An 11,714-nucleotide genomic window follows, 5' to 3' on the forward strand; every position below is an offset into this window, starting at 1 on the left:
TTTATGATACAGTCTTAATCTTTTTCTATTTTTCTGTTGATAATGAATAAGGGAAATCAGCAGGATTTGAACCTCTGGTTTTGTTAGGCGTGGCTGTCATATTGAAATTGAGCACGGCACCTTTTTGTAAACCACTATGGCTAATCCAGTTTTTAGAATAAGGCTTACCATTCATTTGCAACGATTGTACATAACGGTTATTATCGCTATTTGCAGCAGCATTTATGACAACAGTTTTACCGTTTTCTAAAGTAACTGTTACCTTTTTAAATAAAGGTGCGCCTAAAACATATTGATCTACAGCTGGTGTTACCGGGTAAAAACCCATGGCCGAAAATACATACCATGCAGAAGTTTGTCCGTTATCTTCGTCACCACAATAACCATCAGGAGTGGCTTTGTACATCCTGTTCATGGTTTCTCTCACCCAATATTGTGTTTTATAAGGTGCACCGCCATAATTATAAAGGTAAATCATGTGTTGAATCGGTTGGTTACCATGAGCGTACTGACCCATGTTTGCAATTTGCATTTCACGGATCTCGTGAATTACGCCACCATAAGCACTTTCATCAAATACCGGAGGCATAGAGAAAACTGAATCCAATTTATTTACAAACTTACTGTGGCCGCCCATTAATTTGGCTAAACCATCAATATCCTGAAAAACCGACCAGGTATAGTGCCAGCTGTTACCTTCAGTAAATGCACCACCCCATTTAAATGGACTGAACGGACTTTGGAAAGTTCCATCCTGATTTTTACCACGCATTAAACCAGAAGCCGGATCGAAAAGATTTTTATAATTCATGGCTCTTTTCTTGTAAATATCAATTTCTGAGGCGGGTTTGCCTAAAGCTCTTCCCAATTGATAAATGGTGAAGTCATCATAAGAATATTCTAAGGTTTTAGCTGCATTTTCGTTCTTTTTAACATCGAAAGGCACATAACCTAGTTCGTTGTAATATTTAACCCCATCACGGCCAACGGCTTCCATAGGGCCTTCGTTGTTGGCACCATGTTTTAAAGCAGACCATAAAGTTTCGATATCATAACCACGCATACCTTTAATGTAGGCATCAGAAACAACTGAAGCTGAGTTGTTACCCACCATAATATTGGCATAACCTGGGCTGCTCCACTCTGGCAACCAACCACCTTCTTTATAATCGTTGATTAACCCTTGCTGCATTTCTTTGTTGATTGAAGGATAAACAAGGTTTAAGAAAGGATATAAAGCCCTAAAAGTATCCCAGAAACCGGTACCGGCGAACATATAGCCTGGTAATACCTGACCATTATATGGGCTCCAGTGTACAATCTGGTTCTGTGCATCAACTTCGTATAATTTATTTGGGAAGAACAATGTGCGGTACATAGCCGAATAGAAAGTACGTGTTTGATCGATTGTACCACCTTCTACGCTGATTTTGCTTAAAGTTTTGTTCCATGTTGCGCGGCCTTTTGCTTTTGTAGCATCGAAACCGTCATTGGCCAACTCTCTTTTCAAGTTTAAATCGGCTTGCTCAAAACTGATAAACGAAGAGGCAACTTTAGCAATTACCTGCTCGCCTTTTTGAGTGGCAAAACCGATTACTGCACCTGCATGATCTACTGTTAACTCTAAATCTTTATCGTTTAATTTTTTATCATCCCAGGTTTTAGCCAGTTTAAAATCTTTATTGAAATAGATTACAAAATAGTTTTTGAAGTTTTTAGGCAGCGGACCACGGGCATATTTAGTAGTATAACCAATGATTTTTCTTTCTGCCGGAATGATTTTAATATACGAACCCTTGTTTTGGGCATCTACCACTACATAAGAACTATCGGTTTTAGGAAAAGTAAACCTAAATTGTGCTGCTCTTTCTGTAGGGGTAATTTCGGTGGTTACATTAGCATCTGCTAAATAAACGCTATAGTAATATGGTTTAGAAATTTCGGCTTTGTGGCTGAACCAGCTTGCGCGATCATCATCAGTAAACCTAAGCTTGCCCGTAACAGGCATGATAGAGAAAGCACCGTAATCGTTCATCCATGGTGATGGTTGGTGGGTTTGTTTAAAACCTCTGATTTTATCTGCATCGTAAACATAAGCCCATCCATCGCCGTTTTTGCCGGTTTGTGGCGACCACATGTTCATTCCCCATGGTAAACCGATTGCCGGATAGGTATTCCCGTTTGATAGATCCGGTTTGGATGCTGTTCCCATTAATGGGTTTATCCAATCAACAGGATCTGTAATTTTCCCTATTGTTTGCGCAAAGCTGGTTGATGCCGCAACACTCAATAAGGCGATAAGTAATTTTTTCATTTGTCGTGTTTGTGTTTTTTTATATGCTTGGAATTATTTTTTAAACTTCAGAATTTTTAACGTAATCTGCCCACAGTGCATCCAAATCTTTACCTGTTAATTTTTCCCAGATATTTTTGGTGTAGGTATGGTCTCTTAATGCGGCATCTACGGCTTTAATGGTACCTTGTTTTACATTTTTCTCCATCCAGGCAAAAAATGCAGCGGTAATGCGGTAGCTGTTTTTATAAGAATGATCTGGCTTTAATACTGGCAGCGACCATTTGGCACCTTCATTATCTACACCGAATTTGTAACGTGCATAATCCGCAATACCTTCTGTTAACCAACCCGGGCCAACACTCCTTCCATAATCCTGTACAATGTGCATCACTTCGTGGGTAACCACATCAATATCTTCAGGATGCTTTATCATCCACATCGAACTGAAGGTTACTTTGCCATCGGCAGTTGCAGCAACACCATCGTAAGCAGTATCTACAAAAAACTTTACCTCTTTAACGGTTGATGGATTGTATTCTTTAGCCAGTTTAGGATAAACTTCGAAGAAAGTTTTGATCAAACGTTTTTTCAGTTGAGGATCAAGTGCTGCAAAATTACTCTCGAAAGAAAGCGTATAACCGTTTTTTTTGGTAATTTCCTGTGCTTTTAACTGTACGGAGAAAGTAGAAACAAGGGCTGCGAAAATTGTAAGAATAAATATTTTTTTCATTTATTAGGGATATTATTACTTTGGTTAGCGCATTTAGTTCTGCAAAATAAATATAATATGTAAAACGTTTTAGTAAATGATCAAAAATTTTACTTTAAGGATGGTTATTTTTACAAAACAGCGGTCGTCATTTGTAGCGGACCCGAAAGCTAGCGGGTGCAACGGAGTGTTCAGCGAAGCTAAATCTGTCTGGATAAATCTCTTTTTGGTATGTATCCAAAGAGAAGTCAAGTTTGCCTTGTCACATTGCCTGTAAAACTTGACTTTCTGTAAATTTCTTTTTATGATTTCTTACTGCTGTAGGTAAGGGTTACTTTTTGGGGTTCTTTGCCGTAATCGGCCCAAAGTTGATCTAGTGTTTTTCCAGTTAAAGCTGTCCACGATTGATCTGTATACTGATGTGCTCTTAACTGCTGATCTAAGGTAGCTATTAAACCTGGTTTTACATTTTGTTCTAACCAGGCAAAAAAGCGGGCGGTAATCCGGTAGCTATTGGTATAATTCTGCTTTTCGTTGTAGGCTGGCAGGCTCCATTTAGAGCCCACATTATCGACGCCGTATTTATAGCGAACATAATCTGCAATACCTTCGGTTAACCACACCGGGCCAGCGCTATATCCATACCCTTGTACAATGTGCATGGTTTCGTGTGTTACCACATCAATATCGGTTGGATGTGCTTTCATATAACCCGCGCTAAAAAGAATTCTGTTTCCGCTAGCTTCGGCAACCGCTTTGTAGGCAGTATCTACCACAAATAATACATCGTGAGTAGATTTTTCGTTAAAGGTTTTAACCAAAGTCGGGTAAATTTCGAAATAGGTAGAAATGAGGTTTTTCCTCACCGCAGGATCTAAATTTGGATCTTTGCTGATAAAAGTTAAGGTATAGCCTTTATGTTTTTCTTGGCTGTAAGAAACCCAGTTTTTGGAAAGTGCTGTAAACAATTCTTTTTCAATTTTCTTTTGAGATTTGTTTTTAACCCAATCGCTGTTTACCTTAATTTCTCCTGCTTTGGCCTTAATGGTAGGCGTTTCGCTGTTGGCAAAAGTTAGTTCGGCTTTTCTCTTGGTCCGGTAGCCATCTGCCATGGCAAATTTTGGATAAACCTGATTAAAGGCTGTATCCAGTTTAACTTTGGTTTTTGCATCAACAACATTATTTTCATCGCTGATGGTTAACCGATAACCTCTTTCCTGAGCAATTACACTTAGCGGCCCTAACAGTAATGCTATGATTAAAAACTTTTTCATTTTGGTTTATTGGTGTGTTTAGGATCTATATGATAATATAAAACGCCTAAATAAACCTGACTAACAGCATTACTAAAACGTTTTATTAAACAATGATAAGCATATTCTTGCAGATGGAAAATTTATTTTATTTTTTTTAGTAACTCACGCTCGAGATGCGCACCAATTAAGGTAATCCAGAAGAGAAACGGGCAATAATACCGCCGTATTGTATTGGAAGAAATTTACTGCAGAATAAGCATCCTGCAGTAATATGAGGTTATGTTAAGCTCAAATCGCAACAGCTGGCTGCACCTATAAGTGCTGCGTGCTCTTTAAGTTCTGAAATTTTAATTTCGGTATCAATACCATTTCCCTTTAGGGTTGCAATTAATTCGGGAGCGAATGCATTGAATGATTGTGCAATATTTCCACCTACAATTACCGTATCAATTTTATGTTTTTTAATAATCGGGATTAAAAACTGCGCAAGGTTGTAGCCAAACTCCATAAAAACCATGGTTGCAAAATGGTCGGTTTCTACAATTTCTACCAATTCCTTAACGCCGTCAACTTCTTTTCCGCTCAATTGCTTAAAACGTTTTACGAACCAGCGTGTAGAGAGGTAGTCTTCTGCAATTCCATCTAAAAATTCAGAATTCCAGAGGTCTGCATCAAATGCTTTATAATTTAAACAAAGTGATGATCCCAGGCCTGTGCCAAGCGTTAAACCCAATACACTTGCATTTCCTTTTGCGGCCCCGGCAAAAACCTCACCCTGAAGAAAGCCTGCGGCATCATTTATAAAATGAATGTTATCGGTAGGAATTGCCAAACGTTTGGCCAATTCTTCTTTAACATTTACCTGGTAAAGTGACTTAAATTTATCCTGATCTTTAATCAGCGAAATGCCCTCGTCATAATTAAATGGCCCCGGCATTGCAATTCCAACATTTCTCGATCCGTTTTTAACGTTTTTAAAAGCCTTGCTGATGATTTCACACCATGCTGATAAAATCACTTCTTTATTCTCCTGCGAGTTCACAGGGCTACGCTTGATGGAATCCTTCACCAAAGTTCTTGTTTCTAAATCCACCAATGCGGCTGTAATGTGCGAGCCGCCAATATCTACACCTAATGCAACAGGCTTTTCCATTCTATATATATTTCTGTTATTTATTCTACTATCCTATATTAATTCGCCAAAAGTAGCGATTCAATATCTATTTACTGAGCGAAAACGGCTTATCTTCTTCCAATAACCCTCTTTTTAACGAAGGTTTAACATTCATTTCCAATTTTAACACGCCACCTTTTAAAATATCACTATGGTTGATGAAATTTTTTGTGAAGTTTTTGCCGTTCAGTGTTGCATTTTCTATATAAACGTGAGATTGATCATTTGCGGGTGCCTCTATCACGAATTTTTTACCATTTTCTAAATTGATGGTCGTTTTTTTAAATACCGGACTTCCTAAAACATACTCTCCTGAACCTGGAGTAACACTATAAAAACCCAAGGCACTTAAAACATACCAGGAAGAAGTTTGCCCCTGATCTTCATCACCCGGATAACCGTTTTCGGTAGCATCATAAAGTTTGTGCATCACCTCACGGGCATGAAATTGAGCTTTCCAGGGTTGATTCGCATAATTATACAGATACACCATGTGCTGTATGGGTTGGTTTCCATGGGCATATTGACCCATATTGGCCATCACCATTTCAGTCATTTCGTGAATCATACCACCATACGAGCCTACATTTACTTTATTGGGTTCGGTAAATACAGAATCCAATTTTGCTGTAAAAAGATCGCTCCCTCCCATTAAATTAATCAGGCCTTTTGTATCCTGAAAAACCGACCATTGCCAGTGCCAGGCATTGCCTTCGGTAAAAGGACCGCCCCACTCTGTCGGGTCGAAATTTGGCGTCCACTTGCCTTCTGCATTTTTGCCCCTCATAAACTTGGTTGAAGCATCATAAACATTTTTATAATTGTACATCGGTTTTTCGAAAAGCTCCATGTAATGTTTATCACCGGTCATTCTGGCCAATTGGTATGCACAGTAATCATCGTAGGCATATTCTAAAGTTTTTGCGGTAGCCTCTCTATATTTCGGATATGGAACATAGCCCAACTGGTTATATTCTGTAACACCATCTCTTCCGTTTGCTGGCCCCCAAGGCCCCTTATTCATTGCTTCATGGTAATAAGCATCCAATGCTTTCTTAGGATCGAAGGTTCTGATCCCTTTTGCCCAGGCATCAGCCAATAAAGAAATGGCGTGGTTACCGATCATACTTCCAGCTTCGCTAGGGAAAGACCACGAAGGCAACCAACCACATTGTTCATAAGCATCAAGCATGGCTTGCATGTATCTACCATGCATTTCGGGCTGTAGCAAAGTATTTAATGGAAACTGTGCACGGAAAGTATCCCAGAAACCGGTATCGGTAAACATATAACCGTTGTGTACTTTACCATCGTAAGGACTAAAATAATAGGGTTTGCCGGCTTCATTAATTTCATAAAATTTTCTGGAAAACAGGCTCGCCCTGAAAAAGCACGAATAAAAAGTTTCCATATCTGCTTTAGAACCACCTTCTACTTCTACCTTACCCAGTGATTTATTCCATACCGCAGCGGCATTTGCCTTTGTATCTTCTACTGTTTTATCGTTGCCTAATTCCTGTTTTAAATTCAGTTCGGCCTGTTTTAAACTAATGTAGGAGGAAGCCGTTTTCACCTGAACTTTTGAGCCCGATTCAAATTGCACAAATGCACCTTTTCCTAATCCTTCGGCTAGCAGCGAATCTTTATTTATTGTATTACGTTTGTTTTCCCAGGTGCCGTAAGATTTGATCGGCTGATCGAACTGGATGACGAAATAACTTTTCCAGCCCCTTTTAAAGCCTTCGCCATTGTTTACCCAACCGGTTATTTTATTTTCTTTCGGATAAATCTGAACACCGCTCAACCTGGTATATCCATCTAACACTAAAAAGCTCCTTTTACCTTTTGGATAGCTGAAACGGAGGTGCGCTCCACGTTCTGAGGGCGAAATCTCTGTTGTGATCTCGTTTTCAAAGGTTACTTTATAATAATTTGGTTTTGCAATTTCATCTTTATGGCTAAATTTTGCCTCCCGCTGATTTTCATCCACAATTAGCTCATCAACCACTGGCATTAATGAAAATACAGCGTAATCTCTGGTCCACGAGCTGCATTGGTGTGCTTGCTGAAATCCCCTGATTTTATCTTTAAAATACTGATATTTCCAGCCATCGCCATTTCTCCCGGTTTGTGGAGTCCAGGTGTGCATACCAAAAGGTAATGCAGTTGTGGGATAGGTGTTTCCACGTGTGAGTTCATGCTTGGAATTGGTGCCCTGGAGGGTGTTTACATAGTGAACCCAATCTTTCTGCTGCGCTGATATACCTTGGGCGGCCATGCAGCATAAAATTGTTGTAATTAATTTAAGTTTCATTGTTTGTTTGTGTGTATTTTTTCAGCCAATGACAATCAGACTGCATATTTTAAAATCAGGTTTTGCCTGTATGTGTACTATTCCAGGCGAAAACTAAATCATGTTTTATTTAATATTCCATTTATCGGCCAGCATTTTAATAAAATAACCTCCAACAACGCTTCGTGCCTGAAAACCTACCATTTTACCGTTTGTGGTTTCATGCCAGTCGCTTAAAGGAACCTTGCTTTCTGTTTCAGTAGCAAAACGGTAAATCGGCTGAATAAATTTTTGAAAGTCGGCGTCATTATCGGCTAAGGTAGCAGTCCACATAATCCAATCTGATTTGGAGTAAGTTTTACGGCTATCTAATGGTAAGCCAAAATCTTTTTGCTTGGTGAGGTAAAAATTAATCTCTTTTTTGTATAACTCTTTCGGAAAAAGATCGAGTTTTAACAACTTATCCCATACCAGGTTATACTTCTGGCTCCAGGTATTCTTATCATTAAAGGTTAAGGCATAGTGATCACCATCATCAGCAAGTTTCATCCAGTTCTGCGCCATCTGTAAAGCAGCTGTTCTGTATTTTGTAGCGATATCGGTTTTACCTAACAATTGCGCCATTTGCGCATAACCGCCTAAAGCCACAATTGCCTTTACCGATAAGTTGGCGTTGCGGGCGAGGTGACCTGCAAAATCATCAGTACACAATTGGTTAGCGGGATCGAAACCTTCTCTTAAAAGATAATTTGCCCAAACGGACAGCACTTCCCAATGTTTTTCGGCATACTTAGCATTGCCCTCGGCTTTGGTAATGGCTGCAGTTAAAATAATCATGTTGCCAGCTTCTTCTACAGGCATATCTTCACCATAGGTTTGTCCGTTTGCCAGTGGATAAGTACCTAAATCGTGTGCAGCAAAAGGTTTTTTCCATTTTCCGCTTTCTGAATAATAAAAGATGCCATTTAGCATTCCTTTTAGCAATTCAGGATTATATACTAAAAATTGCGGTGCCGATGGGTAGGTTACATCCACCGTATTGATTGATCCGTTGCTAAAGTTTTCTTTTGATAAAAAAAGAATATCGCCATTAGGCGCATAAACAATTTTATGTGCGGCAATAGCCTGCCTGTAAGCCAATTTGCACATTGCGGCGTATGATTTGCCACCTGCTTTTTCGGCATCGCTATAAAGTTTGGCATCAAAAGCTGCACACTTACTTTTTAATACTGGGTATTGCGTGTTTGCCTCGGCCAATTGATCTTCAAATTGCTGGCTGCCTGATTTTCTCCAAACGGGAGATAGTTTTTCGCCAAAATATTCAACCGATTTTAAATCGTCATAACCAATCATAACGTATTTTTCTACCTCTGTTGAAGCCACCTGGCCAAAAGGAATTACGCTACATAGATTTAAATTTTTCGAATTGGAAACCTGATTCTGACTAGGATATTGAGTACTCATGAAACTTTTTAAACTTTCATTTTCTGTCGCTATAAATTGAGTGGAGTTAAATTTGGTTGGAACGGCTACATATAAATAACCCCAATCTATACGCACATCTTCACCGCGTTTTTTGAGTACAGGTTGCTCCACAGTGCCCGTTTTTAATATAGAAAGGCTATTTTTTGAGGTTTTCCACGCAGAAACAGGTTGATTTGGGGTATTTACGGCAATATTTGATGAAGCTCCAAAGAAAACATCAACTTTATGCAGTTTGCCATCAGTAGATTTTACCGCATAATTAATGTAACTGATTGGCCTGGCGGTTAATTTAATATCGTTAAGTAATAATGGCGAGGTAAAATTCACTTGTAATTCTACCTTACCTGCTGTAAAAGTATATTTTGTAGTGGTAGCCTCAATTTTTACATTGGTTTGAGTGGCAGATGCAATTGTTACATTTTTTGTATCCTCCTCCACTATTCCGGCATCCAAATGCCTGCCACCAGCGGTATTTTTGCAATGGATGGCCAATACATTTTTTCCTTTTTGTAGTATGCCATCTTCAATCGGCAGGTAGATGTAATCTGAAACCCATCCACTTTTTCTGTAAATAAGCTTACCATTTAAATACACCTGCACATTATCATCATGGTTAAGTTTAAGGTACTTTTTAGCTGTGGTTGGATTTGCAACATCAAAAGTTCTTCTAAAATAAAGGTCGTCGGTATTCCATTTTGTTTTGCCGGCGCGGTCATCACCAAATGGTGCTTCGCCCTTTTTCCATGCAGCATCATTATATGTTACGCTTTCCCAATCGCTTTCTGGTTTATCGAAAGTATAACTGGCCTGGTATTTTAATTCATCTGCGGCAGGCAGAATTGAAATGTAATTTTTGGTTTCCTCACCCAAAAAGCGATAAAATTGATCGTCAACTTTTATAACTCCTAATAGAGATTGTTCTTTCCCTGTCCAATGTTTAGTTACGGATTTGTTTAATCCATCGCCGAAAGACCAGATGCTGAAATAGGCATCGTGTGTAATTAATGGATAAGCTGGGGCTTTGTCTTGTGCTTTAACTGAAAGTCCTAAAAACAGACATAGCAATAGTAAGGAAAGGTTTCTCATAGATAAATATTTGGTTCATTGTAAAATAATAAATCGTTTTACTTGATTTATTCACCAGATATTTATTCCAAATTTAGAATTTAAACAAGGTAGATAATTCTGCTTTAGCTGATTTTAGTTAGCGAAAGCCACATTAAAGTAAAACGTTTTACTAATTCAATATTAGAGAAATTAAAATCATATTAAAATAGCCTTTCGTAACATTTAAGTTACTACGCAATTAATCCCTGATGATGAGTCTGGCAGGAATGATAACCTGTTGATTTTCGATTTTGGTTTTGGATGACAGTTGTTTAAGGATCAACTTGATTACATTTTCGGCAATTTCTTCTAACGGCTGCTGAACGGTAGAAATACCTGGAGTATGCAGTTCGAAAGCTTCGTGATCATCGTATGCAATTACAGCAAAATCATCTCCAATTTTCTTATTGATCTTTTTAAGCACTTTTAAACCACTTATGGCTAAATAATTGGTTGCAAAAAGAACAGCATCAACCTTTTTATTTTCCAAAAGGACTTTAATCTGTTCAATTGTTTCACTTTCTTCCTGATTGAAGTGAATTTTTAAAACGAGGCTTTCATCATATTTAATCCCGTTATCTTCGAGTGCTTTTTTGTAACCCTCATAACGTTCTACAATCTGCTCAACATTAATATCGGTGGTAACCAATGCAATGTTCTTTTTGCCCTGATCGATAAAACTTTGGATCGATTGATGGGAAGCATTAAAATGATCGGCACCTACGTAACTGGTATTAACATCTGGTAAATTCCTATCGAATAAAATTACTGGATTACCATCGTCTATAAGCATTTTTATATCTTCTTCTATCCCTTTAATTGGCGAAATAATATATGCATCAACTTTACGCGATTTAAACATATTGATTAATTCCTTCGCTTTTTCTACACTATTTTCGGTGCTTGAATAAATAATCTTATATCCTTTTTTGTAAGCCTTATCTTCTATTAGCCTGGCTATCCGGGAGAAAAATGAATTGGAAATATCTTCAATAATCAGTCCGATAATATTCGAGTTACCTGTGCGCAAACTCCGTGCAATCTGATTTGGCTTATAACCGCTTTCTTCAATAATTTTTTTTACTTTCTCAATTACCGCCTCACTTATCGATTTCTCCTTTGCTTTACCGTTAATAATAAAAGACACTGTGGTAATGGATACGTTTGCTTTAACAGCTATATCTTTGATAGAAAGCGATTTCATTTGGTTGGAATTCTTTTAAGTAAACAATTAAAAGCTAAACAAAAACTACTGTTTTTAAATTTTAGCCCATTATAAAAGATGCAATTTAGCATTTTTTATATTAATCATTTTAGAAACGGCTTTTAATTGCCGTCCATTTTAATTATGTTGGTTTAAAACAACAAAAGGCACTATTTAAGTGCCTTTTGGA

7 protein-coding genes are annotated in these 11,714 nt (G+C 38.1%); all 7 read right to left on the bottom strand.

Features of this window, described 5'->3' with window-relative positions; translation table 11 throughout:
- Positions 1 to 25: 25 nt before the first annotated feature.
- Positions 26 to 2,314 (bottom strand): GH92 family glycosyl hydrolase, encoded by a 2,289-nt coding sequence (locus ASE74_RS08995; RefSeq protein ID WP_055907439.1) that lies wholly within the window; start codon positions 2,312 to 2,314, stop codon positions 26 to 28.
- A gap of 40 nt (positions 2,315 to 2,354) precedes the next feature.
- The gene (locus ASE74_RS09000; protein WP_055907442.1) at positions 2,355 to 3,026 is read right to left on the bottom strand and encodes a basic secretory protein-like protein; all 672 of its coding nucleotides are present in this window, start codon (positions 3,024 to 3,026) and stop codon (positions 2,355 to 2,357) included.
- A 281-nt stretch (positions 3,027 to 3,307) separates the two neighbouring features.
- Positions 3,308 to 4,279: a basic secretory protein-like protein gene (locus tag ASE74_RS09005; RefSeq protein WP_055907444.1), complete on the bottom strand. Its 972-nt coding sequence runs from the start codon at positions 4,277 to 4,279 to the stop codon at positions 3,308 to 3,310.
- A 259-nt stretch (positions 4,280 to 4,538) separates the two neighbouring features.
- The gene (locus ASE74_RS09010; protein ID WP_055907447.1) at positions 4,539 to 5,414 is read right to left on the bottom strand and encodes an ROK family protein; all 876 of its coding nucleotides are present in this window, start codon (positions 5,412 to 5,414) and stop codon (positions 4,539 to 4,541) included.
- 67 nt (positions 5,415 to 5,481) lie between these two features.
- Positions 5,482 to 7,749, bottom strand: a complete 2,268-nt coding sequence (locus tag ASE74_RS09015) for a GH92 family glycosyl hydrolase (RefSeq protein ID WP_055907450.1) — start codon at positions 7,747 to 7,749, stop codon at positions 5,482 to 5,484.
- Between the two features lie 105 nt (positions 7,750 to 7,854).
- On the bottom strand, positions 7,855 to 10,299 hold the full coding sequence (locus ASE74_RS09020) for a glutaminase family protein (RefSeq protein ID WP_055907453.1): 2,445 nt from the start codon (positions 10,297 to 10,299) through the stop codon (positions 7,855 to 7,857).
- Positions 10,300 to 10,519: 220 nt separating this feature from the next.
- The gene (locus ASE74_RS09025) at positions 10,520 to 11,524 is read right to left on the bottom strand and encodes a LacI family DNA-binding transcriptional regulator (protein WP_055907458.1); all 1,005 of its coding nucleotides are present in this window, start codon (positions 11,522 to 11,524) and stop codon (positions 10,520 to 10,522) included.
- Positions 11,525 to 11,714: the final 190 nt, after the last annotated feature.

It is taken from the genome of Pedobacter sp. Leaf216, from assembly GCF_001421515.1.
Classification (GTDB): Bacteria; Bacteroidota; Bacteroidia; order Sphingobacteriales; family Sphingobacteriaceae; genus Pedobacter.

Coding starts and splice junctions, on each gene's coding strand:
- ASE74_RS09000 (WP_055907442.1), bottom strand. CDS start 3,026: ATGAAAAAAATATTTATTCTTACAATTTTCGCAGCCCTTGTTTCTACT.
- ASE74_RS09010 (WP_055907447.1), bottom strand. CDS start 5,414: ATGGAAAAGCCTGTTGCATTAGGTGTAGATATTGGCGGCTCGCACATT.
- ASE74_RS09020 (WP_055907453.1), bottom strand. CDS start 10,299: ATGAGAAACCTTTCCTTACTATTGCTATGTCTGTTTTTAGGACTTTCA.
- ASE74_RS09025 (WP_055907458.1), bottom strand. CDS start 11,524: ATGAAATCGCTTTCTATCAAAGATATAGCTGTTAAAGCAAACGTATCC.
- ASE74_RS08995 (WP_055907439.1), bottom strand. CDS start 2,314: ATGAAAAAATTACTTATCGCCTTATTGAGTGTTGCGGCATCAACCAGC.
- ASE74_RS09015 (WP_055907450.1), bottom strand. CDS start 7,749: ATGAAACTTAAATTAATTACAACAATTTTATGCTGCATGGCCGCCCAA.
- ASE74_RS09005 (WP_055907444.1), bottom strand. CDS start 4,279: ATGAAAAAGTTTTTAATCATAGCATTACTGTTAGGGCCGCTAAGTGTA.